At 69.1% G+C, this 26209-nt stretch carries 20 protein-coding genes; 11 read left to right on the top strand and 9 right to left on the bottom strand.

Annotated elements, in window-relative coordinates:
* Positions 1–95: 95 nt before the first annotated feature.
* Positions 96–1013, top strand: coding sequence for a M23 family metallopeptidase (locus JRI60_RS36875; protein WP_204220602.1), 918 nt, complete (start codon positions 96–98; stop codon positions 1011–1013).
* Positions 1014–1094: 81 nt separating this feature from the next.
* Here the strand turns inward: JRI60_RS36875 and JRI60_RS36870 are convergent, their stop codons facing one another.
* Together JRI60_RS36870 and rlmM are read right to left on the bottom strand one after the other, a co-directional pair.
* Entirely contained in the window at positions 1095–1784 is a 690-nt protein-coding gene (locus JRI60_RS36870; RefSeq protein ID WP_204220601.1) for a diguanylate cyclase domain-containing protein, read from the bottom strand.
* 41 nt (positions 1785–1825) lie between these two features.
* Complete coding sequence (rlmM, locus tag JRI60_RS36865; protein ID WP_204229250.1) at positions 1826–2848, bottom strand: 23S rRNA (cytidine(2498)-2'-O)-methyltransferase RlmM; 1023 nt, start codon at positions 2846–2848, stop codon at positions 1826–1828.
* A gap of 374 nt (positions 2849–3222) precedes the next feature.
* Here rlmM and secA point away from each other — a divergent pair, with 374 nt between their 5' ends.
* The 6 genes from secA (at position 3223) to JRI60_RS36835 (ending at position 10508) form a co-directional block, all read left to right on the top strand.
* Entirely contained in the window at positions 3223–6063 is a 2841-nt protein-coding gene (gene secA, locus JRI60_RS36860) for a preprotein translocase subunit SecA (RefSeq protein ID WP_204220600.1), read from the top strand.
* Between the two features lie 225 nt (positions 6064–6288).
* Complete coding sequence (gene rpsB, locus JRI60_RS36855) at positions 6289–7254, top strand: 30S ribosomal protein S2 (RefSeq protein WP_204220599.1); 966 nt, start codon at positions 6289–6291, stop codon at positions 7252–7254.
* 144 nt (positions 7255–7398) lie between these two features.
* Positions 7399–8052: a translation elongation factor Ts gene (tsf, locus tag JRI60_RS36850; protein ID WP_204220598.1), complete on the top strand. Its 654-nt coding sequence runs from the start codon at positions 7399–7401 to the stop codon at positions 8050–8052.
* 165 nt (positions 8053–8217) lie between these two features.
* A complete protein-coding gene (gene pyrH, locus JRI60_RS36845; protein WP_204220597.1) occupies positions 8218–8970 on the top strand; it encodes a UMP kinase in 753 nt (250 codons plus the stop codon).
* Between the two features lie 40 nt (positions 8971–9010).
* Positions 9011–9565 (top strand): ribosome recycling factor, encoded by a 555-nt coding sequence (gene frr / locus JRI60_RS36840; RefSeq protein WP_204220596.1) that lies wholly within the window; start codon positions 9011–9013, stop codon positions 9563–9565.
* Position 9566: 1 nt separating this feature from the next.
* Complete coding sequence (locus tag JRI60_RS36835; protein ID WP_204220595.1) at positions 9567–10508, top strand: response regulator; 942 nt, start codon at positions 9567–9569, stop codon at positions 10506–10508.
* A 70-nt stretch (positions 10509–10578) separates the two neighbouring features.
* Here the strand turns inward: JRI60_RS36835 and cyaY are convergent, their stop codons facing one another.
* The gene (gene cyaY, locus JRI60_RS36830) at positions 10579–10911 is read right to left on the bottom strand and encodes an iron donor protein CyaY (RefSeq protein WP_204220594.1); all 333 of its coding nucleotides are present in this window, start codon (positions 10909–10911) and stop codon (positions 10579–10581) included.
* Positions 10912–10936: 25 nt separating this feature from the next.
* A complete protein-coding gene (locus JRI60_RS36825; RefSeq protein WP_204220593.1) occupies positions 10937–11449 on the bottom strand; it encodes a SixA phosphatase family protein in 513 nt (170 codons plus the stop codon).
* A 222-nt stretch (positions 11450–11671) separates the two neighbouring features.
* Here JRI60_RS36825 and JRI60_RS36820 point away from each other — a divergent pair, with 222 nt between their 5' ends.
* The gene (locus JRI60_RS36820) at positions 11672–12352 is read left to right on the top strand and encodes a hypothetical protein (RefSeq protein WP_204220592.1); all 681 of its coding nucleotides are present in this window, start codon (positions 11672–11674) and stop codon (positions 12350–12352) included.
* 70 nt (positions 12353–12422) lie between these two features.
* Here the strand turns inward: JRI60_RS36820 and JRI60_RS36815 are convergent, their stop codons facing one another.
* The 3 genes from JRI60_RS36815 to JRI60_RS36805 form a co-directional block, all read right to left on the bottom strand.
* Positions 12423–16211 carry an FAD-dependent oxidoreductase gene (locus JRI60_RS36815; protein ID WP_204220591.1) on the bottom strand — a complete coding sequence of 1263 codons (3789 nt, stop codon included), beginning with the start codon at positions 16209–16211 and terminating at the stop codon, positions 12423–12425.
* Between the two features lie 102 nt (positions 16212–16313).
* On the bottom strand, positions 16314–17078 hold the full coding sequence (locus JRI60_RS36810) for a glycosyltransferase (RefSeq protein WP_204220590.1): 765 nt from the start codon (positions 17076–17078) through the stop codon (positions 16314–16316).
* 33 nt (positions 17079–17111) lie between these two features.
* Positions 17112–19313 (bottom strand): YfhO family protein, encoded by a 2202-nt coding sequence (locus JRI60_RS36805; protein WP_204220589.1) that lies wholly within the window; start codon positions 19311–19313, stop codon positions 17112–17114.
* 131 nt (positions 19314–19444) lie between these two features.
* Between JRI60_RS36805 and JRI60_RS36800 the strand changes: the two genes are divergently transcribed.
* A complete protein-coding gene (locus JRI60_RS36800) occupies positions 19445–20203 on the top strand; it encodes a class I SAM-dependent DNA methyltransferase (RefSeq protein WP_204220588.1) in 759 nt (252 codons plus the stop codon).
* A 15-nt stretch (positions 20204–20218) separates the two neighbouring features.
* On the opposite strand, the gene JRI60_RS36795 is transcribed toward JRI60_RS36800, so the two are convergent.
* Complete coding sequence (locus JRI60_RS36795) at positions 20219–20713, bottom strand: hypothetical protein (protein ID WP_204220587.1); 495 nt, start codon at positions 20711–20713, stop codon at positions 20219–20221.
* Entirely contained in the window at positions 20710–22953 is a 2244-nt protein-coding gene (locus JRI60_RS36790; RefSeq protein ID WP_204220586.1) for a glycosyltransferase family 4 protein, read from the bottom strand. Before JRI60_RS36790 ends, JRI60_RS36795 begins: the two co-directional genes overlap by 4 nt.
* A 43-nt stretch (positions 22954–22996) precedes the next feature.
* Between JRI60_RS36790 and JRI60_RS36785 the strand changes: the two genes are divergently transcribed.
* Both JRI60_RS36785 and JRI60_RS36780 read left to right on the top strand, forming a co-directional pair.
* Positions 22997–24088 carry a glycosyltransferase family 4 protein gene (locus JRI60_RS36785; RefSeq protein ID WP_239469932.1) on the top strand — a complete coding sequence of 364 codons (1092 nt, stop codon included), beginning with the start codon at positions 22997–22999 and terminating at the stop codon, positions 24086–24088.
* Between the two features lie 438 nt (positions 24089–24526).
* Complete coding sequence (locus tag JRI60_RS36780) at positions 24527–26185, top strand: fatty acyl-AMP ligase (RefSeq protein ID WP_239469930.1); 1659 nt, start codon at positions 24527–24529, stop codon at positions 26183–26185.
* The last annotated feature ends 24 nt before the right edge of the window (positions 26186–26209 follow it).

Genomic DNA, 26209 nt, shown 5'->3' with positions numbered 1-26209 from the left:
GCGGGGCGTGGGGAGATGTGGCTGACTCGGGAGCGACCTAGATTCCGGTCCCGAGTTCGCACGCCGAAGCGCGAAGGCGCACAAGGGAGCTGTCATTGGCGAAAAAGTCCTACACCCTGATCGTGGTCCCGGACCACGAGTCTCCGGTCAAGCGCTACCGCGTGCAGAAGAGCCTGTTCCTCCAGATTGGAGGAGGTCTTCTGCTGCTGGCGGGCCTGGCCCTCGGGGCCACGCTCCACTACTTCCAGGTAGCCCGGGACGCGGCGGAGAACCGCATCCTGCGTGAGGAGAACCTGACGCTGCGCAGCCAGTTGAAGACGGTGCGCGAGCGCATCGAGCACATCGGGTCCACGCTGGACCGGGTGGAGCGCTTCGACCAGAAGCTGCGCGCGATGACCCTGCTGTCGGATCCCCAGCGCAACCTGGCCATGGGTCCGGTGGAGCAGGAGCCCGGCGTGGGCGCCCCCGCCGCGGAGACGCAGTTCACCGAGCTGACGAGCATGGAGTCGCCCAAGGCGCTCGCGGGCAAGTTGGATCGGCTGAGCGCCGAGGCCACGCGCCAGGAGCAGAGCCTCCAGGAGATGCAGGCCTACTTCCAGGACCAGAAGTCGCTGCTGGCCTCCACGCCGTCCATGTGGCCGACGCGCGGCTGGGTGACGAGCGACTTCGGCCAGCGGTTGGATCCGTACACGGCCGAGCGCGTGTCGCACGGCGGCATGGACATCGCGGCCCCGCACGGCAAGGAAGTCAACGCGCCGTCGGATGGCACGGTGGTGTTCGCGGGGCTCGAGGGCGGCTACGGCAACGTGATCGTCATCGACCACGGCTACGGCATCAAGACGCGCTACGGCCACCTGTCGAAGCTGCTGGTGAAGGCGGGAGACCGGGTGAAGCGTGGGGCGCTGATCGCCAACGTGGGCAACACGGGCCGCTCCACGGGTCCGCACCTGCACTACGAAGTGCGCGTCAACGGCATCCCGCAGAACCCGCGCAAGTTCATCCTCGAGGAGTAGTCCGCTCCCGTGTGTGCGCTCCCTCTCCCTCTGGGAGAGGGCAGGGGTGAGGGTCGAAAAACCCTCGCCCCTTTCGCGTTTTCAGGGCTCGGTGCGTCCCGGGACGAACCCTCCGAGCTGAAGCCGTCGGCGCTGGAGTCCCCCGGCGTTCCCCATGCGCTCCAGGGTGTAGGCGCGCTCGAGCTCGCCCCACACGAGGGGTCCCAGCACCTGCCAGTGGGTGGGCTGCTCGATGGTCAGCTCCAGCAGGGCGAGCGTGAAGTCCGGGGCCTCGGCGCCCGTGGGCAGCGCGGCGCGCGCGTCGGCCACGAGCCGGGCTCGGGCGGACTCGCGCAGCCCCTCCGTCACCGACAGCCCCGAGGTGGGCACCAGCAGCGCGGCGAAGTTGTCGCCCTGCAGCCGCACCACCTTCGCTCCGGTCAGCTGCGCGTGGAGCGACGCCACCACGGCCCGCAGCATCGCGTCACCCGCGGGGAAGCCATGGCGCGCGTTGACGTGGATCATCCCCTTCACGTCGACGAGGAGCGCGCCCAGCGTCCAGCCCTCGTGGTGCGCGTGGGTGGAGAGATCGAACTCCTCCTTGAGGAGCGTCCCCTGGGTGAGGGCGAGCGGGTTGAGCGCGCCCGTCGCGTCCGGGACGCCGCGGCGCGCGTGCTCCTCGTCGAGCAGGCGCTGGAGGGCGACCTTCACCGGCTCGGGCGAGCGCTGCACGAGCCGGGGGTAGAGGGCCACCAGGGCGGTGGCCATGGCTTCGTCGATGGCGTAGGGCATGGCCGCTCTTTAGCGCGGGTGCCCCACGGGCGCAGGGGACTTCAGCTCGTCCGGTGCGCGGTGACGGTCACCTCGTCCCGGTCGTGGTAGAGCTGGCGGATGGTCAGCGCCTGCCAGCCCCCCTCCTCGACGAGGATGTGGCGCACGCGCAGGAGGATGGGGTTCTTGTCCTTCATCGGCAGCTTGATGTTGGCCACCAGGTGCGTGGCCCAACCGCGCCGGCCCCACTTGGCCAGGAGCTGCGCCACCTCGATGGGCCGCCAGGCCATGTCGCAGAAGAGCCAGTCGGCGGGCTCCTCCGGGGTGTAGGCGAAGGCGCTCTCCTGGATGTGCTCCACGCGGGGGAGCCCGGCCAGCTCCGGTATCAGCTTCGCCGGATCCACGGCGATGACCCGCGCGCCACGCGCCACCAGCCGCTGCGTCCACCCGCCGGGCGCCGCGCCGAGGTCCACGCACACCTCGCCCCGGCCCGGCTCGAAGGGCAGGCTGACCAGGGCCTCCTCCAGCTTCATGGCCGCGCGCGAGGCCGCATCGCCCGGGCGCCGCATGCGTTGGCGTCCACCCGGGGAGAGCGACAGCGCCTCCCGCGCGGGGACCGAGCCCACCACCACCACCCCCGGGGCCACGCACAGCTCGACGAGCGTCGCGCCGGACTCGCGGGCCCGCCAGGTCTCCTCCAGGAGCCGGTCGGCGGGCAGGCGCGTGCGCACCGCCTCCAGCACGGCGTCCGCCTCGTCGGCCAGCCGGTTGCCCGCCGGGCTGTCCGGGGTGAAGGACTGCAGCACGAGGGGGCCGGTGGGCACCGCCTCGGTCACCCGGGAGGCAATCGACTGCGCCAACTGCTCGGATGGCTGTCCGGCCAGGAAGGAGGCCACCACGCGGATGCCCGTACGGGCGAAGGCCGGGGGCTCCGCTGGGCGCTTCTCGCTCTCCACGAGCACCTCGCCGAGCATCCGGGGGGATGCCCCCGCCCATGCCAGCTCTTCGAACAGGTGGGGTTCGAAACCGGCGCGGCAGGTCCACAGCCACCGCCCGGGTTGTGCGGGGAGGGTGTCGGGTGGTATGGGCGGCGGCTTCACCCGGGGTGGGACGGGGGGCGCCGGTGGAGGCGGGGGAGACTTCGCCCCCCGGGAGGTGGCTCCCCTGGGGGGGGCGGCACCTCTCGATGAGGAGGAAGAACCCCGCTTGGGGGCGGTTGTGCCCTTCTGGGGGCGGGGAGTCGGGCGCCTCGTGGGGCGACGAGCATCTTTTCTACGGGAGGGCATTGCTTGGCCTCGGTTCCGCTTTACTCTGTCCTGCCTCTCGCACGGCTGCCTGCCAAGTGGAATGACGCGGGGGAAACGCGTGGTTTCCTTCCTGCATCCCACCTACAATCCAGGGATTTCCCTTCACTCGCCGCGTCCTATCGAGGATTCTCCGGCGAGAGAGTCAGAATCGCATGATCGAATGGACGCTGAAGAAGATCATCGGGACGAAGAATGAGCGCGAGCTCAAGAAAGCGCTCCCGAAGGTAGCCCGCATCAACGAGCTGGAAAGCAAGATGCGGGCGCTGAAGGATGAGGATTTCCCCGCCGCCACGGCACGGATGAAGCAGGAGGTGCAGAACGGTCGCCCGCTGGACGACCTGCTGTTCGACGCCTTCGCCATCGTGCGTGAGGCCGCTCGCCGGGTGATCGGCCAGCGGCACTACGACGTGCAGATGATCGGCGGCATGTTCCTGCACCAGGGGTGCATCGCGGAGATGCGCACCGGTGAGGGCAAGACGCTCACCGCCACGCTGCCCTCGTACCTCAACGCCCTGTCCGGCCGCGGCGTGCACGTGGTGACGGTGAACGACTACCTGGCCCGGCGCGACTCGGAGTGGATGGGCCGCGTGCACCGCTTCCTGGGCATGACCACCGGCTGCATCCTCCACGAGCTGAACGACCGTCAGCGCCAGGAGTCCTACCGGGCGGACATCACCTACGGGCAGAACAACGAGTTCGGCTTCGACTACCTGCGCGACAACATGAAGTTCCGCCTGCAGGACTACGTCCAGCGCGAGCTGAACTACGCCCTGGTGGACGAGGTGGACTCCATCCTCATCGACGAGGCCCGTACCCCGCTCATCATCTCGGGCCCCACCGAGGACACCACCGACAAGTACTACAACGTCGACAAGGTCATCCCCGGGCTGGTGCCGGACCAGGACTACATCCTGGACGAGAAGCACAAGTCGGTGTCCCTCACCGACTCGGGCATCGAGAAGCTCCAGCAGCGGCTGAAGATCGGCAACCTGTACGACCCCAGCGAGATCGAGACGCTCCACCACGTGGAGCAGGCGCTGCGCGCCCACACGCTCTACAAGCGTGACCGCGACTACGTGGTGCGCGACGGCGAGGTCGTCATCGTCGACGAGTTCACCGGCCGACTGATGGCCGGACGCCGCTGGTCGGACGGCCTGCACCAGGCCGTCGAGGCCAAGGAGGGCGTGAAGATCGAGAACGAGAACCAGACGCTGGCGACCATCTCGTTCCAGAACTACTTCCGCATGTACTCCAAGCTCTCGGGCATGACCGGCACCGCCGACACCGAGGCCGAGGAGTTCGCGAAGATCTACAACCTCGAGGTCCGGGTGGTGCCCACCAACCGGCCCATGGTCCGTCAGGACCTGCAGGACGTGGTCTACAAGACGGAGCGCGAGAAGTTCGAGGCGGTGGCCAAGGACATCGCGGAGCTGCACAAGAAGGGGCAGCCGGTGCTGGTGGGTACGGTGTCCATCGCCAAGAGCGAGGTGGTGGCCGGCTTCCTCAAGAAGCAGGGCATCCCGCACAACGTGCTCAACGCGAAGCAGCACGAGCGCGAGGCGGACATCGTCGCGCAGGCGGGCCGCAAGGGCGCCGTCACCATCTCCACCAACATGGCCGGTCGCGGTACGGACATCCTCCTGGGCGGCAACCCCGAGGTGATGGCCAAGGCCGAGGTGGGTCCCGAGCCCCAGCCGCCGCCTCCTCCGGCGGCGGATGGCCAGACGGTGGACCTGACCGCGTACCAGGCGGCGCTCGCCGAGCACAAGCAGCGCTTCGAGGCGACGCTGGCCCGGTTCAAGGAGCAGACGGCGAAGGAGCGCGAGGAGGTGACGCAGGCCGGCGGTCTGTTCATCATCGGCACCGAGCGCCATGAGTCGCGCCGCATCGACAACCAGCTGCGTGGCCGCGCCGGCCGCCAGGGTGACCCCGGTGGCAGCCGCTTCTACCTGTCGCTCGAGGACGACCTGATGCGCATCTTCGGGTCCGAGCGCATCTCGGGCCTGATGGAGCGCCTGGGCATGGAGGAGGGCGAGGTCATCGAGCACGTGTGGCTCAGCCGCGCCATCGAGAGCGCCCAGCGCCGCGTCGAGGGTCACAACTTCGACATCCGCAAGAACCTGCTCGAATACGACGACGTGATGAACCAGCAGCGGCGCACCATCTACAAGCTGCGCCGCAAGGTGCTGGCCGCCGGTGCCGGCATCCCGCTCGTCGAGTACGACGAGGAGCCGAAGACGCGGGTGAAGGTGCGCACCGAGCGGGCCATCTCGTGGGCGGACTTCAAGGAGATGACGCTGGATGCGGTGGAGGACGTCATCGTCACCCTCACCGACACCTACTGCCCGTCGCGCAACCCGGCCTCGTGGGACCTGGAGGCGCTCTCGCGCGGCGTGAAGGAGACGCTCAACCTGGAGCTGTCCTTCCTCAAGGCCGGCTCGCGCGAGGAGATCCAGGAGGACATCTACAAGGCCTCGGAGAAGGTCATCCAGACCCGCGAGGAGGAGTTCGGCGAGGAGTTCCTGCGCTTCCTCCAGGTGCGCTACCTGGTCACCATCGACACGCTGTGGAAGGACCACCTGCTGGCGATGGACCACCTGCGCCAGGGCATCGGCCTGCGTGGCTACGGGCAGAAGGACCCGAAGCAGGAGTACAAGAAGGAGGGCTACAACGGCTTCATGCAGATGCTCGGCGCCATCAGCTCGCAGTTCGTGAGCCAGATGATGCGCGTGCAGGCCAAGGGCGCCTCCGCCGCCGCCGAGGAGGCGGCCCGGCTGGCCCGGCAGATGGTCCAGCGGCAGCGCCAGATGCAGGAGGGTCGCGCGGACGCCGAGGGCAAGCTGGCCGAGCCCGCCGCCCCGCGTGCGGCCGCCCCCCGTCAGGCCACCGGTCCCGCCGGCGGTCCCAAGGTGGGCCGGAACGATCCCTGCCCCTGCGGCAGCGGCAAGAAGTACAAGAAGTGCCACGGCGCCGCCGACGAGGCGAGCGTCTAGGCCCCCCGGCTGCCCGGCAGCCGTTCATTGACCCACACCGGGCGTTGCGAAGCTTGCACCGCCCGGAGTGGTTCTGTTAGAGAAGCGCGCCCGCCGCCAGCCCTGGCTGATGGCGGGTTCGTTGTTTCAGTCAACCCACTACGCACACGCTCGTCCCGGCTCTCGGTGCTTCCCGTCAGGGAGACAACAGCCGGATTGTCCCGCGAGCGTGGAGGAAGAACCGAGATGGAAACGCAAGACACGACGCAGCAGCAGGCCATGGCCGCCGCCGGCGGCATCACGATGCGGCAGCTCCTGGAGGCCGGTGTTCACTTCGGCCACCAGACGAAGCGCTGGAACCCGAAGATGAAGCCGTACATCTTCGGTGCCCGCAACGGCATCTACATCATCGACCTGCAGAAGACGGTCAACCTGGCCCGCCAGGCCTTCCGCTTCGTGGCGGACATCACGGCCCGCGGCGGCTCGGTGCTCTTCGTGGGCACCAAGAAGCAGGCACAGGACGTCATCCAGGAGGAGGCGCGCCGCGCCGGTCAGTTCTTCGTCACCAGCCGCTGGCTCGGTGGCACGCTGACCAACTTCAAGACGATCAAGCAGGGCATCGATCGGCTGAAGACCCTGGAGAAGATGAAGGAGGACGGTACCTTCGATCGTCTCCCCAAGAAGGAAGTGGCGGCCCTCGAGCGTGAGCGCGAGAAGCTGGAGAAGAACCTGGGCGGCGTGAAGGAGATGTCCAAGCTGCCCAAGTGCATCTTCGTGATCGACCCGAAGAAGGAGCACATCGCCGTGCACGAGGCCAACCGCCTCGGCATCCCGGTGATCGGCGTGGTGGACACCAACTGCGACCCGGACGGCATCGACTTCGTCATCCCGGGCAACGACGACGCCATCCGCTCCATCAAGCTCTTCACCTCGCGCGTGGCCGAGTCCTGCATCGAGGGCGGGGCCCGTTACCGCGCCAGCGGGGCGGCCGATCGTGACGAGGAGGAGGCTCGCGAGGGCCGTGACGAGCGCCGCGACGACCGCGGTGACCGCCGTGGGCCGCGCCGCAACGACCGGGGTGGTGACCGCCGTGGTGGCGACCGGGGTGGTGACCGCCGCGGTCCCCTCGTGGAGATGAAGGGTGCCGCTCCCGCCGCTACCGCGGGTGAGGGCTCCGAGGGCGGCGAGGGCGGGGAGACCGCCGCCGAGTAACGCCGCCGCGCTCCTTGCCGGGGCGCGAGAAGTTTAGCCGGGCGGCGCGTGGTCGCCGCCCGGCTTTTCGTTTTCAATCCCCGCAGTACCCTCAAACCTGAATGCCCCTCCCGGTGTCCGCGGAGGGTGTAACTGGAGACGAACATGGCCGAGGTCAGCGCCACGATGGTGAAGGAGCTCCGCGAGAAGACCGGCGCGGGCATGATGGATTGCAAGAAGGCGCTCGCCGAGACCGGTGGCGACTTCGCCAAGGCCGAGGAGTGGCTGCGCAAGAAGGGCATCGCCAAGGCCGGCAGCAAGGAAGGCCGCGTGGCGGCCGAGGGTGTCATCGGCACCTACGTCCACGGTGGCCGCATCGGCGTCATCGTGGAGGTCAACTGCGAGACGGACTTCGTCGCCCGCAACACCGACTTCCAGGACCTGGTGAAGGACGTGGCCATGCAGGTCGCCGCGGCCAGCCCCAAGTACGTCCGCCGCGAGGAGGTCCCCGTCGACCAGCTGGAGAAGGAGAAGGAGATCCAGCGCGCGCTGCTCAAGCAGCAGGGCAAGCCCGAGGCCATGTGGGACAAGATCCTCGTGGGCAAGGTGGAGAAGTACTTCGAGCAGGTGTGCCTGGTGGACCAGCTCTGGGTGAAGGACGACAAGAAGAAGGTCGGTGAGATGATCACCGAGCGCGCGGCGAAGATCGGCGAGAAGGTCGCCGTGCGCCGCTTCGTCCGCTACGAGGTGGGCGAGGGCATCGAGAAGAAGAAGGACGACCTGGCCGCCGAGGTGGCCAAGACGCTGGGCCAGGCCTAGCCGTCTGGCGCTCCACGGGGCGCCCTGGGGGGCCGCGCGTTCCGGATATTCCGGGGCGGCGCGGCCCTCGCCGTTGCGGGGGCCGGGCAGGAGAGGGGCCACTGGCGGACGGCGGAGACACTCGGGCGTTGATCGCCGCCGGGTCGAGGGATAGAAGCGGAACCAATGTCCGCTCCAGCCACGGCCCATCGTTACAAGCGCATCCTCCTCAAGCTGTCGGGCGAAGCCCTGATGGGGGAGGGGAAGTACGGCATCCATCCTCCCACGCTGTCGCGTATCGCCTCGGAGTTGAAGGAGGTGGCGGAGGCGGGCGTGGAGCTGGCCGTGGTCATCGGCGGAGGCAACATCTTCCGCGGCGTGGCGGGCTCCACCGAGGGCATGGACCGCGCGAGCGCCGACTACATGGGCATGCTCGCCACCTGCATCAATTCCATGGCGATGCAGGACGCGCTCGAGAAGCAGGGGTGCCACACCCGGGTGCTCTCGGCCATCAAGATGGAGCAGATCGCCGAGCCCTACATCCGCCGGCGCGCGGTGCGTCACCTGGAGAAGGGCCGCATCGTCATCTTCGCGGCGGGCACCGGCAACCCGTACTTCACCACGGACACGGCCGCGTCGCTGCGCGCCATGGAGATCAACGCCGAGGTCATCCTCAAGGCCACCAAGGTGGATGGCATCTACAACGCGGATCCGAAGAAGGACCCGGAGGCGCGCCGGTACCGGACGCTGACGTACATGGACGTTCTCAAGCAGAACCTGAACGTGATGGACTCCACGGCCATCTCGCTCTGCATGGACAACAAGCTGCCGATCATCGTCTTCGACCTCACCCAGCGCGGTAACATCCGCAAGGCCATCCTTGGCGATGCGGGAGAGATCGGAACCGTGGTGGGCGTGGGCGAGACGGCCTGGGCCTGAGCTGAGAAGAAGCACGGACGCTTCATAAGGAGACCTGCACATGGCAGACGCCGTGACCGAACTGAAGAGCCGTATCGACAAGACGCTCGATGATCTCCGCAAGGAGCTCACGAAGGTGCGGACCGGCCGCGCCAGCCCCAACCTGCTGGATGGCATCCGGGTGGACTACTACGGCACGCCCACGCCGCTGAGCGGGGTGGCCAACATCACCTCGCCCGAGCCGCGGCTCATCGTCATCAAGCCGTGGGAGCGCACGGTGCTCAAGGACATCGAGAAGGCGATCCGCGAGGCCAACCTGGGCATCAACCCGATGAACGACGGTGAGGTCATCCGCCTGCCCTTCCCGCCGCTCACCGAGGAGCGGCGCAAGGAGATCGCCAAGCAGGTGAAGACCAAGGGCGAGGACCACAAGGTCGCCATCCGCAACATCCGCCGCGACGCCAACGAGGCCATCAAGGCGCAGCTCAAGGACAAGAAGATCACCGAGGACGACTCCAAGCGCCTGACCGAGAAGGTGCAGAAGGAGACGGACGACGGGGTGAAGAAGGTCGACGAGATCATCTCCAAGAAGGAGAAGGAAGTGATGGAGGTCTGAGATGGCCTTCATCCTCGTCGCGGAGCCGTCCGCCTCGATAGCCGGGGCGCTGCGCCGGTTCCTGGAGAGTGCCCACCACGAGGTGACGGTGGTGGGTGACGTCCAGGAGGCGTTGGCACGGGTGCGCGAGCTCGCGCCCGCGGTGGTGATGGCCTCCGTGTCGGAAGGCTTCGATGGCGAGGGGCTCTGCCGTCAGTTGAAGGAGGAGGCGCCGGGTATTCCGGTGCTCCTGCTGTACCTGCCGGAGGAGGAGCAGCCGGAGTCGCGAGCGGCGGCCGCGGGAGCGGAGGCGTGCCTGGTGGGGCCGCTGAAGCGGGCCACGGTGGTGTCGTGCGTGAACCTGATGATGCAGGTCGCGCACGCCCGGGAGGCGGTGGCGCAGATCCGCGCCGAGCTGCAGATGCAGCAGTCCGCGGGTGTCCGGCGCGAGTCGACGCCGGCGGGCTCATCACCGGACCTGGACTTCCTCAAGCGGCTGCTCTTCATGGAGGTGAAGCGGAGCCGACGCTACCGCTACCCCATCTCCTTCCTGATGCTGGAGCCGGATCGCTTCGCGGAGCGGGTGGCGCCATTGCCGGGGCCGCAGCGCACGTCCGCGCTGGCGGAGATCCTCCGGAAGCTGTCCGAGGCGTTGCGGGACATCGACCTGGCGGTGCCGTTCGCCGAGGGGCGCTTCATCGTGTTCCTGCCGCACACGCCCTACGAAGGGGCGATGATCGTGGCGGAGCGGCTGCTGCAGCGAGTGAAGGAAGTGGAGTCGGTGCCGGGGCTGACGGCGTCACTGGGGCTGGCGGTGTTCGAGCCGGCGGCGGTGAAGGGCCAGGCGCAGGTGAGCTTCGGCACGCTCATGAAGGAAGCCGGGGACTCGCTGCGGAGGGCCCAGGCGGCGGGAGGAGACCGGATCGAAGGCGGCCGTCCGACCCCTGTAGAGCCGACGGAGTAGTGCCGAAAACCCACCCAACCCAACAAACAACAACCCTCCCTCTCCCTCTGGGAGAGGGTTGGGGTGAGGGTCAGTCGTGGTACTCGAGCTCCTGACCGGAGATCTCCCGCACCACGTCCGCCACGAAGCGGAACAGCTCGAGCCCCTTGCCCTTGTCGTCCAGCCAGGAGCCGGTGGCGGAGTCATAGGAGAAGTGGATGCCCTGGCTGCGGCCGGCGACCCAGATCTGCCGCACGGCGCGTTGAGTATTGACGATGCACTTCTCGCGCGAGGCGGAGGTGAGGGTGACCATGTCACCGGTGCTCTCGGCCTCCAGCACGTCGGGATCGAGCGCATCCGCGGCGGCGACGATGCGCTTGAACGCCGCGGCGATGAGCTGATTGTAGATGGCTTCGTCGAGCATCACGCCCTCCAGCGGACGGGAGTGGCTACGGCTGGATGACGTCGAGCACCTGCTGGCCCGGGGCGGCGAAGAACAGCAGCTTCGCGGGGGCGGGAGCGGCACCGGGCTCGGTGGGCTCGGGGCGCTCGATGGCGATGACGGTGCCCGGGTTGACCTGCTTGGGGAAGGACTGCATGCCCAGCAGGTGGGCGGCCAGGGCGCCCATGGAGGGCTGGTGGCCCACCAGCACGATGTTCTCGTTGGCGTGCTCGTCGATGACGGGCGTCACGGACCCCACCGGCATGTCCGGCAGGAGGCAGCGATGGGCGCGCAGCGTGCCCTCGTGCTTGAGGATTGCGGAGAGCATCTGTGCCGTCTGTACCGTGCGCACCAGCGGGCTCGTCAGCACGAGCGACACGGGACCGATACGCTCCGCCAGCGACGCGAAATGCGCGGCCGTGCTGGCTCGGGCCTTGGCCGTGAGCGAGCGCGCCTCGTCCCCGAGTCCCTCGGGAGCCTCCGCGTCCGCCTCGCCATGCCTTACCAGGAAGATCCTCAAGGTGCCTCCACCGCAACCGAACGAACCGCGGTTCGTACACGACCGCGACCGGGTTGGTCAAAGGTAATGCGGCGAATGTTGGCTGGTGGGGCCTTGCCCGTTGGGGGGCAGGCGGCCAGGGTGACTGATGCCGGGGGGGAGGGGATCCCTCCGTGGAGGGCCGTGTGCGAGCGTATACTCCGCCTCTTGTCTCGATCCGGGAGAACCCCTGGAGGAGTGTGGATGCGCAAGCTGCTGTGGGTGCTGTTCGCCGCGGGGACGCTGGCCGGCTGCAAGAAGGACCCGGCCCCCGCGCCTGCCCGGGAGGAGACCGGGGTGGCGGCCGACAAGGACTCGAAGGAGGCCTCGGCCGAGGACTTCCAGGAGCTCGATGACGGCAAGCCCTACGTCCTCACCCAGGCGAAGCTGGACGCCTACGTCGGCTACCAGCGCAAGGTGCTGGATGCCTACGCGGCCATGAACAAGGCCCTCCAGGACGCCAAGGCCCGCGTGGACTCGGGCAAGGACGTGGCCGACCTGAGCGCCTCCATGAAGGCCATCGAGAGCAAGGCCGAGTCCGAGTCCAGGGCTCGCCGCGAGGCCGGCCTCACCGAGCTGGACGTCAACCGCATCGGCGCGCTGGTGACCGACGTCATCACCCAGCGCCACATGTCCGCCATGTTGGATCTCTCCGGCGAGCTCAAGAAGCTCGAGGAGATGCGCGCCCGCCTCAATCCCGAGCAGCAGAAGGAGCTGGCTCCGCAGATCGACACCATGCGCAAGCGCGTCGAGGAGACGGAGAAGCTCGTGGGCGTTCGCAAGGTGCACGGCGATGCCAACGTGGACCTGGTCCTCACGCGTGAGCAGGAGCTCATGCTCAACTACCAGGACATGCTCCGGTCCTTCGGCGCGAAGTCGCAGTAGCTCCGGTACCCTCACCCCGTCCCTCTCCCAGGGGGAGAGGGGTGGGTTTGGGGGTTCTTCCCCCCGGGAACTACACCCGGCGCAGACCCGGGACCTTCTTCAGGAGCTGCGCCAGGTACAGGTCCGCGACCTTCTCCAGCACCGTGTTGCCTCGCAGGCGCTGGTTCAGGTTCACGAAGTCCACCTGGTCCAGCCGCTGATCCTGGTTGAAGCAGGAGAACACCCACGTCTCCTTCCCCGTCCGCGGATCCACGTGCCTCTGGAGGCACTGCGCGCAGATCTCCTTCATCATGCACTGCATCGGCGAGTTGATGGAGCCGATCGCCTCGTGCTCGGGGTTCAGGTACGGCTGCAGCACCCCGTGCCGCGCCTCCTGCACCGCCCTCATCATCCGGTCCGAGCCGATCGCGATCACCCGGTTCACGTCCTTGAAGGACGCCACCGCCGCCACTCCCAGCTCACCCTTCGCGTAGGCCAGCATCGCCTGCACCACGTTGCCCCGGAACGCCGAGTCCTGGGGCCGCGTCGTCTCGATGAGCTCCCCGGCATCCACCGACCACACCACCTGGTCCGTGGCCGCCTCGATCTCCTCGCGCTTGAAGACGTCCGCGCGCTGCCGGAAGCCGGCGAAGTACACCACCTTGCACCCGGCCGCCTTCAGCGAGCGCGCGATCGAGAACAGCACCGCGTTGCCCAGGCCTCCGCCCACCAGCAACACCGTCTCGTTGTGGCCGATCTCCGTGGGCGCGCCCGTGGGGCCCATCACCACCACCGGCTCGCCCGGCTTCAGCGCGGCGCACAGCCGGGACGAGGAGCCCATCTCCAACACGATGGTGCCCATCAGCCCCTTCTCTTTGTCCACCCACGCGCCCGTGAGGGCCAGACCCTCCATCGTCAGGCGCACGCCGTCCACCACCGTCGCCGTCCGCTCGAAGTTCTGCAGCCGGTAGAACTGGCCGGGCTCGAAGTGCTGCGCCGCGAACGGCGCCTTCACCACCACCTCCACGATGGTCGGCGTGAGCCGGTTCACCGTCACCACCTTCGCCAGGAAGGCCTCGTCCTGCCTGGCGAAGTGCGCCGCCAGCTTCTCGTCACGCCGCGCCTGTGCCAGCTCGTCGTCGAAGTCCAGCCCCGCCACTTCCTTCGCGTACAGACGCGCCACCTCGGGGTAGCCGTCCTTCGCGCTCGCCATGGCCTTCACCACGTTGCCCGCGTACGTGGGGTGGTTGTCGCCGAAGTACGAGATGAAGTGCCCGTCCTTGCGGTACGAGGTGAAGAAGCCCACCTTCGCCGCGATGTCCTCCACCGGCTCCACCTGCGCCAGGCCGAAGCCCTCCGCCTCCTCCGCCAGCTCGTAGCTCTTGAAGTACTCGCCGTTCTCGTCCAGCTCGAACGTGCCCGGGTACTCCTTCTCGTACGTCACGTTGGGCGCCGTGCCCGCCGCCACGCACACCGTGCGCGCCGGCAGCTCGAAGAACTCGCCGCTGCCGCGCAGCTTGCCGTCCTTCGTCACCATGCGCTCGAAGCGGATGGCCTTCACCGCTCCCTTCTCGTCCGGCAGCGCCTCCACCGGGCTCATGCGCTCGATGAAGCGGATGCCTTCCTCCAGCGCCTTCGCCACTTCCTCGTGGTTGAGACGGTAGGCAGGCGACTCCGTCAGGCTCCGCCGGTACACCAGGCTCACGCCGCCCCAGTTGCGCACCAGCCGGATGAAGTCCGGCGCCCGGCCCTCGGCCTGCGCGCTCTCCCGCTCGGCCCGCACCGCCCGGCCGTGCTCCAGGAACGTCTGGTAGGTGACCTTCTCCTCGGCGTCCATCCGCGCGAGTACGGCCTCCTCGCCCAGCTCCGCCACCAGCTTCTCGTGGCGCTCCAGCGTCTTCTCCACCTGCACCGGGTAGTAGGCCAGCAGCTCCGTGGCCGTATCGATGCCCGTCAGGCCGCCACCGATGACGATCGCCGGCAGCTGCACCTGCAGGTTCGCCAGCGAGTCCCTCTTGAAGGCGCCCGTGAGCTGCAGCGCCATCAGGAAGTCGCTCGCCTTGCGGATGCCCCGGATGAGGTTGTTCTTCATCCCGATGATGGTGGGCTTGCCCGCTCCCGCCGCGATGGCGATGTGGTCGAAGCCCATCTTCCACGCGTCCTCGATGGTCAGCGTGCCACCGAAGCGGATGCCGCCGTAGATGCGCAGGTTCTGCCGCCGCTCCAGCGTCAGGTGCATCAGCGTGAGGAAGTTCTTGTCCCAGCGCACGGTGATTCCGTACTCGGACACGCCGCCGAAGCCCTCCTGGATGCGCTCGTCCAGCTCGCGCGTCAGCGCCTTCCAGTCACGGATGGGCCTCATCGCCTTGCCGTTGCGGCCCACCAGCTCGTCGTCGAAGGGCTCGATCTTCAGGCCGTCGATGCCCGTGACGCCGAAGCCCTCGTTGAGCAGGTAGTGCGAGAGCGTGTAGCCCGCCGGGCCCAGGCCCACCACCAGCACGTTGCGGCCCACGTACGGCAGCGCGTACGGGCGGCGCACGTTCAGCGGGTTCCAGCGCGTGAGCAGGCCGTAGATTTCGAAGCCCCAGGGCAGCGCCAGCACGTCCGTCAGCGCGGCCGTCTCCACCATGGGGATGTTGACCGGCTCCTGCTTCTGGAAGATGCAGGCCTTCATGCAGTCGTTGCAGATGCGGTGGCCGGTGCCCGGGCACATCGGGTTGTCCACCATCACCACCGCCAGCGACGCCAGCGAGTTGCCCTCGCGCTTGAGCGCGTGCGCTTCCGAGATGCGCTCGTCCAGCGGGCAGCCGGTGAGCGGAATGCCCAGCGGGTTCTTCTTGAAGGAGTGGCCCTCGATGACCGCGTCCTTCGCCTTGAAGCCCTTGGAGCACGAGTCCTTCTCGCGCTCGTGGCAGATGACGCAGTAGTCCACCTCGCCCATCACCTCGCGGGGCGTGCCGCGCGGATCCGTCAGCTTGAAGCCGTCCCGGTAGCGCAGGTGGTGGTCCGAGCCCTGGGTGATCTCCGGCAGCTTCTCGTCCGGCCGCTCCAGCTGCACCAGCTGGTCGAACACCAGCGGCTTGGGCACCCGGTGCGTGGGCCACTTGTGGAACAGCTCCTTCATCTCCGGGTGCAGCGCGCGGGCGTACGTCCAGCGGTCCGCCAGCGCCAGCAGGTTGCGCACCGACTGCAGCTCCGCCGCGTCATCCCCCTGGGTCACCAGGCTGGAACCGAAGGCCTCCTTGCCCTCGGGCGAGGACAGCAGCGCCACCCGCACGCCCGTCCACTTCGCGCGCAGCGCCTCGGACTGCTCCGGCGTCAGCGGCGGCAGGTTGCCCGAGCTGCCCGAGAAGAGCCGCTCCAGGTCCATCAGCGTGAGGATGGCCTCGGCCAGGGCGCGCTCCACGTCCTCGTTGGCCAGGGCCTCGGGGAAGGCGAGCGACAGCAGCAGCCGCATCCGCGCGTCCAGCGAGGGGTACTCGGCCAGCGTGGGGCGGTCCGCCGCGCCCTTCTTGAAGACCCGGCGGGTGATGAACTCGCGCTTGAAGTCGAAGAGCGGCAGCTCGCCCTTCAGGTGGCGGGCCAGCCGGTCCACGTCCGTCTCGAGGCCGAAGAGCCTCGTCACGAAGGCGGACACGTGGCGCGCCACGCGGATGAGCAGCTCGGACTCGGCGGGGCCGGTGACGCTCTTGCCACCGGACTTCCGGTAGGCCTCGAAGGCCTTGAAGAGCTCGGGCTCGTCGGCGGCGAGCTGCGCGTCGAAGCGCTCCGACAGGCGACGCAGGCCGCGGGGGCGGTACAGGTCCTCGAAGCCGAAGCCAGGGATACCGAGAGTCAGCGTGGGGCCGTCGTTGGTAGGAAGAGCGGTCAAGGGACGCATGTCACTGGGGGTGTTGGGGAAGGCAACCAGGCAAAAACGGTCACCAGACCGCGCCTATTTCGCGGCTTACCGATTGGAAAGCAAGCGTACTCATCAGACTGACTACTGCGGACGGTTCAACCGGCGGTGCATTTCTCTCAACCCCCAGAACATGCGGGCCGCATCCACCCCGAAACGAACCTTTGAATCACCGGTGTCCGCCCAGTCGACAGGCACCTCGAGCGGCCGGGCGCCCTGCTGGCCCATGAGGACGAGCAGCTCCACGTCGATGAGCCAGCGCTGCTCCTGGAGCCGGTCCAGCAGTGGCCTCAGCATCGAGGCCCGGAAGAGCTTCGCCCCGCACTGTGTGTCGTAGTAGCCAAGCTGGAAGCGCATGTCCGTCAATGTGGCGAAGATGCGCCCCTGCAGGTGCCGGAAGAGGGTGCGCTCCACGTGGCGCCCCGCCATCCGGATGCGTGAGCCCACCACCACGTCGATGTCCGGAGTGGTGGTCGCCAGGGTGGCCATGCGCAGGAACTCCTCGGCGCTCACGGCCCCGTCGGCGTCCAGGAAGGCCAGCCACTCGGCCCGGGGGTCGGACTCCCGCCAGCCCAGCCGGATGGCCGAGCCCTTGCCGCCATTGCGCTCGGCCGCCACGAAGCGGAAGCGGTGGGGCGAGCCGGCCCCGGTCAGCCGGGCCTGGGCCGCCTCGATGCTCGCCCGCTCCTTTTCCACGTGCTCCGGAGCGCTCCCGTCGTCGGAGACGACGAGCTCCAGCACGGGCGAGGGAGTGACGAGGCACACCCGCGTGAGCTGCTCCGCGAAGGCCGGAAGTCGGACGCCCTCGTTGTACGCGGGAATCACCACACTGACGGTTGGTGGAGTCACGGGGCCGTCTTGAAGCACGGGCCCCCAGGTCCGTCAACGACTGGCAGCGGAGGCTTTGCGCCGCCGGGCCCAGGCCCACCCCGAGGTGCTCGCGAGCACACAGAGGACGCCCGCCAGTCCTGACCACAGGGTGGCTGGTACGTAGCGCAGCACCACCCGGTGCGTTCCCTCCGGGACGGGAACGGCCATGAAGGCATAGTCGGCGCGCAGCACGGGGGCGGGCTTCCCGTCCACCTCGGCGCTCCAGCCGGGGAACCACGGGTCCATCACCGTCAACAGCCCCGGGGCCGGTGCCTCCACCGTCAGCTCCGTGTGGTTGGGGCCTCGTGCGGTGATGGCGGCCGGACGGAAGGGGTGCTGGGTGGAGGAGGGCGGGAGCGGGACGTTGGAGGGCTCCACGGTGACCGTCTCCCCGGGCTCGAAGCGGTGCACCTGCTGGCGGAAGTCCGAGGCGCTCAGCACCTCGTAACGTTGGCTCCAGAAGGCGAGCGGCAAGGCCGGCACCGTGTACTGCCAGAAGGGCCCGTCGCGGCGGGGCGGGAACGGCAGGCCCCCCACCGGGCTGGTGGTGACGAGGCGGGGCGCGGCGAAGAGGGAGAAGAGCGGGCTGCCCGGAATCATCCGCAGCTTGCCGTACTCGTCGTCCACGCGGGCCTGGGAGGTGACGAAGAAGCCCCCGTCGCGCGTCGCGTAGAGCAAATCGTAGACGCGGTCCACCAGGAGCTGGCTGTAGCCGTTGACCCCCTCGACGCCCGAGGCGGCGGCGAGGTTGGGGTTGAAGCCGAAGTGCACCACCCGGCCGCCGTCCGGAGGCAGGCGCGGGTACTGCCGGTCCAGGAGCCTCACGCGGGACACGGGCATGTACTCGCCGTAGACGTGGTGCAGATCCACGAGCACGAGCAGCGCCGCGCCCAGGGGGAAGAGGAGCGCCGGCAGCCTCGGCACGTGCCGGGCGGCCACCCAGGCGGCGAACACGGCCAGCACGCCCACCGTCCAGGGCAGGTTGGCGCGCAGGGCCTCCGCGCGGAACTCCAGCGACTCGGCCCGCCGCGCCACCCAGAGCGCCACCCCGAGCAGCACCAGGGCCCCGGCCACCACCTGCGCGCCCTGCCACCACCTCCGCCGCTCGGCGAGCCCGTCGAGCGCATCGGCCGTGAGGAAGGCCGCGGCGAAGTTGACGAGGAAGAGCGTGCGGGTGGCCACGCGCAGCTTGTCGAAGCCCGGCAGGTGGTCGAAGAGCAGCCCGTAGAGTGGCGTCTCGGTGCCGAAGCAGACGAGGAGCGAGAAGGCCAGCACCGCCAGGAAGTACCAGCCCAGGCCCCGGGGCCGGGTGGTGAGGACGAGCACCAGCGCGGGCAGGCTGACGTAGCCCGTCATCTCCCAGTAGTTGAACGGCCCGCCGTAGGAGGACACCGGGCCCCAGGCGTCGGGAAAGAGCATCAGGGCCAGGGCTCGCTTATCCGGCCAGTGGTAGAAGGCGGCCCACCGCAGCGTCATGCCTCCGGCGCGCGGGCTGTACGCGCTGAACTCGGCGCCCGCGAGGATGAGGGGGGCCGCCAGCAGCAGGCCCGCGGGGAGGACGAGCAGCAACGGCCACGCCCGCCCCCGCGTGCCGAGCACCTGGAGGCCCACGTAGCCGCCGACGAGGAGCGTGGCGAAGTAGGCGAGCTGCGCCGCGCCGCCGTACCACAGTCCGGCGACCCCCAGGGCCGCGCCCAGGAAGAGGCCCGGGGAGAGGCCCCGCCGCAGGGCCACGTCCACCGCCAGCAGCGTCCAGGGCAGCGGCGCCAGCGTCGCGCTGAACGTCCAGTGGTCCAGGTGCACCGTGGTGAAGCCGCCGAGCGCCACGATGAAGGCACCGGCCAGGGCGGCCCCCAGGCTCCGGCCCCGGTGGCGCAGCCAGGTGAACATGCCGAGCGCGGCCGCCACCAGGTGGGTGAGCGAGCCGAGCGTCAGCGCGCGCGCTGCCTCCAGCGGGAAGTACAGCCACGTGGTGGGCAGGAAGAGGCCCGCCTCGCCCGAGCTCCACAGCGGGAAGCCCGCGTAGATGGAGCGCTGCCAGAAGGGCCAGTCCCCTCCCCGGACGGTGTGTTGGAGGAGGGCGCGGACGGGGATGAAGTATTCGCGCAGGTCCTCGCTGCCGAAGGCCATGCCGGGGGCGAGCACGCGGCGGTGGAAGGCGAGCACCGCGGCGGCCACGAGCAGCCCCGGCGCCAGGGGCCAGAGGCGACGCACGAGGGGGTGGAGACCGGGCGGGGAGGGGGTGGACACCTCGCCTGTCTACCTTCCACTGTTGAAAAGGTCACCGGCCGAGCGGCGAGGGGCCCCTGTCCAAGGTGGGAAGGGTGGGCTATGGAGGGGCCTTCATGGAAGCCCACCTCTATGAAGAGATGGCCCGCATCGAGGACCACCACTGGTGGTTCCGGGGCCGCCGCAATGTCATCGAGGTCGTGCTGCGTCAGCACCTGCCTCCCACGCCGGACCGGCGCATCCTCGACGTCGGATGCGGCACGGGGGGCAACATTCCGCTCCTCCAACGGTTCGGTCAGGTGGAGGGACTCGAGGCCTCCCCGGATGCGCTGGCACTGTGCCGGGCGCGGCTCGGGCCGGACTTCCCCCTCCACCAGGGACACCTCCCCGAGGCCGTCCCCCCGGGGCGCTATGACGTGGTGACGGCCTTCGACGTGCTCGAGCACATCCCCGACGTGGTGGGGGCGCTCCGAGGCATCCGCTCGGTGCTGGGGCCAGAGGGGCGGCTGGTGCTCACCGTCCCGGCGCACGCCTTCATGTGGAGCCAGCACGACGTGGTGCACCACCACCAGCGCCGCTACTCCGTGGAGCTGCTCACCGAGCACCTCTCGGCCGCGGGGCTGCGCCTGCGCTGGTCCTCCTACTTCAACAGCATCCTGTTCCCGGCCATCGCCGCGGTGCGCCTGCTGGAGCGCGTGGTGCCGATGCAGCGCAAGAACCAGCTGCGCTCGGACATCAACCTGGGGCGCGGCTCGGGACTGGCCAACCAGGTGCTGGAGGCCGTCTTCAGCAGCGAGCGCCACGTGGTACCGCGCGTTTCGCTGCCCTTCGGCGTCTCGCTGGTGGCGGTGGCCTCCCCCGAACAGGAGAGCTGAGGCCCTTCCCGCGGGTTACTCCTCGGAGGCCCGGCTCTGCTTCGCCGTGCGCTTCGGGCGGGACGGCGTGGAGGGCGTCGGCGCGGCTGGAGGCGGGGCCTTGGCCGGGGGCGTGGCGGGCTGGGCGGCGCGCAGGGCCTCCACCTCGCCGCGCAGGCGTATCACCTCGGCGGAGAGCTGCGCGTACGAGTCGCGCACGTGGCCGTTGAAGACGCGCTGGCGCGAGAGCGTCTCGTTGATGAGCACCTGGCACGTCTTGCGGAAGGCCCACTTGGCCACCAGCACGAGCTGGCCCGCGCCACCCCGGTGGGTGTGCAGGGGCAGGGGACGCGTGGCGTCCGCGTTCTCCTCCAGCGCCTGGAGGTTGAAGGAGAGCGGATCCACCCGAGGCTCCACGCCCTGGGTGGGCACGTCCGCGGGCTCCGAGGTGGGCAGCCCCCGCGTGCGCAGGCGCTCCTCGATGCGCGCGAGCAGCTCGCGCGCGGGGATGTCCCGTCCCATCAGCTTCATCGGCTCTTCTCCCTGAGGATGGAATCCAGCTCTTCCCGGTAGGCGTCCACCACCCGGGGCCACGTGTACTTCGCGGCGAAGGTCTTCGCGCGCCGGCTCAGGGTGGCGCGGTGCTCGCCCACCTCGCGCAGGCCGGAGATGAACGAGTCGAGGTCCGTGTACGTCCGGCCCGCCCGGCTGCGCTCCACCTGGCCCACCAGCACCTCCGAGTGCCCGTTGACGAGCACCGGCGTGCCCGAGGCGAAGGCCTCCAGGGTGAGCAGCGAGAGGCTCTCGAAGCGCGAGGGCACCGCCACCGCCAGCGCGCCGGCCAGCGCGTCGTACTTGTCCTGCTCGCTGATGCGGCCGACGTGGCGCACGCCCTCGCCGCGCAGCTCCATGTGCGCCTCGCCCGCGAGCACCAGGTCCGGCGCGTCGTGGAAGCGCCCCTTCAGCTCCCGGTGGTGCGCGAGCAGCTCGGGGATGCCCTTGCCAGCCTCCAACCGCCCTACGTAGAGCAGGTAGGGGTTGCGCACCCCGTACTTCTCGCGGAAGCGCTGGGAGTCCACCTTCGCCGGTACGTCCACCCCCACGCCCACCACCCGCGCGGGTGCATGGTCCGGGTAGTAGCGCCCGATGAGCTCCACCTCCTCGGGCGTGTTGCACAGGAGGGCGCGCGGGCGCTCGAAGACGTCCGCGTACACGCCGAAGCGGATGGGCGGCTCGTCATGCGCCGTGGGGACGAGCAGCGAGCGCTGCGCCACCATGGGCAGGCCCCAGACGGTGGGCGCGTACAGGTAGGTGAAGAAGACGAAGCCGTCGTAGTCCGCCCCGTGCGTGTCCAGGTGCTCGAGCAGGCCGGGGGCCAGGGGGCCCTGCTCGGCCACCCAGTGCTCCTCGCGCAGCCGCTCGTTGGGCTTGTCGAAGACCTGTTTCGACAGTGCGTTGAACGGGCGGATGTTGCGCACGCGCGTCACCGGGAAGCGCAGCACCCGCACGCCCTTCACGTGCGCGTCCTGCTCCTCGCCCGGCGGGAAGACGTTCTCCCAGGTGAGGTGGTTCTTCGCGCATGTGGTGAGGACCGTCAGCTCCCAGTGCGGCGCCAGCTGCTCCACCACCTGCTGCGCGTGGCGCTCGGCACCGCCCGTCACCTCGCCGTAGCGCTGCACCACCACGCCCACCCGGGGCTTCTTCCTGGACGGCACTCGGGGTCTGGGCCGCCTGTCCTCGCCCAGGGCCCTGGCGAGGGCCTTCTGGCTCGCCTTGGCGGAGAAGTGCTCGAGCCGCTTGGCCTGGCCCGCGAGCAGGCGCTCGCGCAGCGACAGGTCCTCGCACATGTCCACCACCAGCTCGGCCAGGAAGGCGAAGCGCTTCTGATCGAAGGCGATGCCCGCGCCCCCGAGCGTCTCCGGAACGGCCGCCGCCGCGTAGGCCAGCACCGGCACCTGCGCCGCCATGGCCTCGATGAGCGGGACGCCGAAGCCCTCGTGCTCGCTCATGGAGACGAAGACGTCCGCGGTGCGGTAGGCGGCCACCAGCTCCGCGTGGTTGAGCCGCCCGAGGAAGTGCACCCCGGACAGCTCGCGCGCCGTGCGCTGGAGCGACTTGAAGTAGCGGCTTCCGGGCTCGTAGCCGCCCACCAGGAGCAGGCGCGCCTCGGGCCGCAGCTTCAGCAGCTCCGCGTGCAGCGCGAGCAGATCCTCGAAGCGCTTGTGCGGCGCCACGCGGCTCACCGAGAGCACCACGGGGCCCGTGCCGGACAGGCGCCGCAGCAGGTCCTTGTCGGCGTTGGACTCGGAGAAGCGCTCGGGCTCGACGAAGAGGGGGACGGTGTGGACGTCGCGGTAGCCGGCCTCGCGCAGCTCGGCGGAGTTGTAGTCCGACACGCCGAGGGCCAGGTCCACGAAGGGGGCCATGGCGGCCAGCTGCGCCCGGCCGGTGAGGAGCGCCTCGGCGAGCGGGGTGCCCGCGTAGAAGCTCGCGGGGCTGATGTTGTGGAAGACGATGCCGCGGCGGCAGGGCAGGTGCAGCAGCCGGCTGCTCAGGGGCGAGGCGATGCCGTGGTGGTAGAGGACGAGGTCATCCGGGCCCGGGCGCAGCGCCGACACGGGATGGGCGAGGGAGTCCAGGCCGGGGCCCACCTCGCCCGCGTACAGCTCGCCGGAGTGGCCCAGCCGGCGCAGCAGGAGTTGCAGGTGCAGCGCCGCCTGTCCGGAGGCGTCTCCGGCCACGAAGCTCGGAATCAGCTGATGGACCGCCATAGGGGAACCCTGCCTATCACAGCGCCGTGCTATGAGGCGCCCCGTGTCCATCGGTCCTGTCGCTTTCGATGCGAGCCTGTGGGACGAGCCCATCACGGGCATCGGCCTGTACACCCATTGCCTGGCCGACGCACTGGAGGCCCGAGGGGTGCGATTGCAGCGGCTGGGGGCCCGGGTGTCCGGCGAGGACCCGCGTGGCCGCATGGGGCGCACGGCCTACGTGCTGGGCCGGCTGCCCCGGGCGCTGCGCGAGACGGAGGCGCGGCTGTACCACGCGCTCGGCAACTTCAACCTCCCGTTGGTGCGCACCCCCGGCAAGCCCTACGTCCTCACCGTTCATGACCTGATTCCGTTGTCGATGCCCGAGACGGTGTCCCGGGCCTACCACTGGCAGTTCCGCCTGTGGCTGGCCCGGAGTGTCCAGGTGGCGGACCGCATCCTCTGCGTGAGCGCGTGCACCCGGGATGACCTGCTGGCGCGCCACCCCGAGGTGTCCGACAAGGTGACGGTGACCTACAACGGGGTGGACCACGTGGATCGCCACGTGCCGGACGCCACCGCGGAGGCCTACCTGCGCACGCTGTCGCTGCCGTCGCGCTTCGTGCTGTACGCGGGCTCGCTGGACGTGCGCAAGAACGTGGGCCTGGTGCTGGACGCGCTCGAGCGGCTGAAGGCGCGGGGGCGGCAGGCGGCGTTGGTGCTGGTGGGTCAGAGCTGGTTCGGCTCGGGGTCGGTGGAGTCACGCGTGGCGCGCATGCGCTCCGAGGGCCATGACATCCGGCCGCTGGGGTACCAGTCCGAGCAGGTGTTCTACGAGCTGATGCGCAGGGCGACGGTGTTCGTGTTCCCCTCGCGCTACGAGGGCTTCGGTCTGCCGCCGCTGGAGGCGATGAGGTTGGGGACGCCGGCCATCGTGTCGACGACGGGGGCGACGCCAGAGGTGTGCGGTGAGGGGGCTCCGGCGGTGAGGCCGGACGACGCGGAGGGCCTGGCGGAGGCGATGGATCGGCTGCTGCAATCGGACGCGGAGCGGCGGCGCTGGGCGGAGGCGGGGCGCAAGCAGGCGGCGCGTTTCACCTGGGCGCGCTGCGCGGACGAGACGCTCGCGGCCTACGAGGCGGCACTGCGGCGTTGATGTGCTCATCGCCCATTCTTGAAAGTTTCTAGCTGGGCAATCCCTATCGGGTTCAACGTTTAACAGAATGGGGTCTCCACCTCGTGGGTAAGGGGTCGGTATTGCTTCACTGGCAGTTCAGTGGTACGTGACTCCGGGTTGTCATGGGAATTCGCGGTAGGGGGAGCACGGAGCCGCTGTCACGAGGTGATTTCCAGGCGAGGCGAGTCCCCATTCCGGGCATCTTGGCTTGTCGAAGCCTCGGACACACGTCAGCAGGTCTGACGTCATCGCATCATCGACTTGTCGTTCGCGTCGTCGGAGGCATTCCGGATGGCCAGGGAAGTGACTGTCGCGGAGGCGGTAGAACGATTGACGGGCGCTGATGCTCGCAGTGGCTTCTCGTTTGTCAGTCGAAGCGGCAACACCGAGCAGACCCGGCTCATCACATTCCCGGAATTGGCAGAGCAGACCGCGGCCCGAGCCGGCGCGCTGCAGGCGGCGGGGCTGAAGCAGGGCGAACGGATTGCCATCATCCTCCCGGAGAATGACGAGTTCATCCTCACATTCCTGGGCGCGATTCGCGTGGGAATCATCCCCGTGCCCATCTACCCGATGCACGGGCTCGGTCAGTTGGACGGCTATCTCGAGAGCGTGCGGCACATCGTCAGGCGGAGTGGCGCGGCGGCGGTGGTGACGAACGCGAAGATCAAGCTCCTGCTCGGCACGGTGCAGAGCCAGTGCGAGAGCGTGCGGAGCATCATCTCCGTCGAGTCGCTCGCGGACGCCGCCGCACCCATGCAGCCCCGGAAGGTGAATCTGGACGACGTGGCCTTCCTCCAGTTCACCAGTGGCTCCACGTCCAATCCCAAGGGGGTCACCGTCACCCACCGGAACCTGGCGGCCAACATCCGTTGCTTCATGGAGGAAGGCTTCCGGGTGACGTCCGAGGACGTGGGCGTCTCCTGGCTTCCCCTCTTCCACGACATGGGGCTCATCGGCTTCCTGCTGGGCCCGATGTTCTACCAACGGCCCGTTACGTTCATCTCGCCGCTGACCTTCCTGCAGCGGCCGCTGACGTGGCTGGAGATCCACAGCAAGACCCGCGGCACCATCTCCTGCGCGCCCAACTTCGCCTTCGCCCTGGCCGTCAAGCGCATCCCGGAGGCGCAACGGCAGGGATTGGATCTGTCCGCCTGGCGCATCGCCGGATGCGGCGGCGAGCCCATCCGTGCGGAAGTCCTGCGGCGCTTCGCCGCGACCTTCGCTCCCCAGGGCTTCCGAGCCGAAGCCCTGCTGCCCCTGTACGGCATGGCCGAGTCCTCGCTGGCCATCGCGGTGGGGAGGCCAGGCGCGGGGTTGCCCTCGACGCTCGTGGACCACAACCGCATGAGCGAGGAGCGCGTCGCCCTCCCGACAAGGCAATTGGAGGGGGCGTCGGAAATCGTCGCGTGTGGCAAGCCCTTCACCGGACACAAGCTGGCCATTTTCGACCTGACGGATGAGACCAGCGCGTCCCCCCTGCCGGATGGGCATATCGGGGAGATCCGCATCGCCGGCCCCAGCGTCATGAAGGAGTATTGGGGAGATCCGGATGCGACCGCCCAGGTGTTCGCTGGCGAGTATCTGCGCACGGGTGATCTCGGCTTCATCCTCGACGGTGAGCTCCACGTCTGCGGCCGGCTCAAGGAGATGATCATCCTCAACGGCCGCAATTACTTCCCGCAGGACATCGAACACGTGGCCACCACCGTACCGGGAGTGCGCAAGGGCAACCTCGTCGCCTTCGGCACGCACGAGGCCTCTGGCACGGGCGAGGGGTTCGAGCGGATCGTCCTGGCGGTGGAGATCGCCGACCCGGCCTCGTTCGACCCCCTGACTGTCGTCCGGACGGTACAGACCGCGCTGGGCATCGCACTCCACGAAGTGGTGGTGCTCCAGCCAGGGCAGCTCCCCAAGACGTCCAGCGGCAAGCTGCAGCGCACCAAGACGCGTGAGCTGTACGAGCGGGGCGAGTTGCAGGGCCGGCAGAGCGCGCGAGAGACGAACGTCACCGACACCCTCAAGCAGGTCGTCATCAGCCAGACCAACTACTTGAAGGCCGTTCTCTTCAAGTGAACCAGCCACCTCCTCGACCCAGTC

Origin of the sequence: Archangium violaceum, assembly GCF_016887565.1 — a bacterium.
Lineage (GTDB): Bacteria > Myxococcota > Myxococcia > Myxococcales > Myxococcaceae > Archangium > Archangium violaceum_B.
The sequence above is the reverse complement of the archived record's forward strand: the minus strand, read 5'-3'. Positions and strand labels throughout refer to the sequence as shown.

Excerpts from the sequence above, each read along its gene's own strand:
- JRI60_RS36820 (WP_204220592.1), top strand. The coding sequence starts at position 11,672 with ATGCGCAAGCTGCTGTGGGTGCTGTTCGCCGCGGGGACGCTGGCCGGC.
- JRI60_RS36815 (WP_204220591.1), bottom strand. The coding sequence starts at position 16,211 with ATGCGTCCCTTGACCGCTCTTCCTACCAACGACGGCCCCACGCTGACT.
- frr (WP_204220596.1), top strand. The coding sequence starts at position 9,011 with ATGGCAGACGCCGTGACCGAACTGAAGAGCCGTATCGACAAGACGCTC.
- JRI60_RS36835 (WP_204220595.1), top strand. The coding sequence starts at position 9,567 with ATGGCCTTCATCCTCGTCGCGGAGCCGTCCGCCTCGATAGCCGGGGCG.
- JRI60_RS36795 (WP_204220587.1), bottom strand. The coding sequence starts at position 20,713 with ATGAAGCTGATGGGACGGGACATCCCCGCGCGCGAGCTGCTCGCGCGC.
- JRI60_RS36800 (WP_204220588.1), top strand. The coding sequence starts at position 19,445 with ATGGAAGCCCACCTCTATGAAGAGATGGCCCGCATCGAGGACCACCAC.
- pyrH (WP_204220597.1), top strand. The coding sequence starts at position 8,218 with ATGTCCGCTCCAGCCACGGCCCATCGTTACAAGCGCATCCTCCTCAAG.
- secA (WP_204220600.1), top strand. The coding sequence starts at position 3,223 with ATGATCGAATGGACGCTGAAGAAGATCATCGGGACGAAGAATGAGCGC.
- rpsB (WP_204220599.1), top strand. The coding sequence starts at position 6,289 with ATGGAAACGCAAGACACGACGCAGCAGCAGGCCATGGCCGCCGCCGGC.
- cyaY (WP_204220594.1), bottom strand. The coding sequence starts at position 10,911 with ATGCTCGACGAAGCCATCTACAATCAGCTCATCGCCGCGGCGTTCAAG.
- JRI60_RS36790 (WP_204220586.1), bottom strand. The coding sequence starts at position 22,953 with ATGGCGGTCCATCAGCTGATTCCGAGCTTCGTGGCCGGAGACGCCTCC.
- JRI60_RS36870 (WP_204220601.1), bottom strand. The coding sequence starts at position 1,784 with ATGCCCTACGCCATCGACGAAGCCATGGCCACCGCCCTGGTGGCCCTC.
- tsf (WP_204220598.1), top strand. The coding sequence starts at position 7,399 with ATGGCCGAGGTCAGCGCCACGATGGTGAAGGAGCTCCGCGAGAAGACC.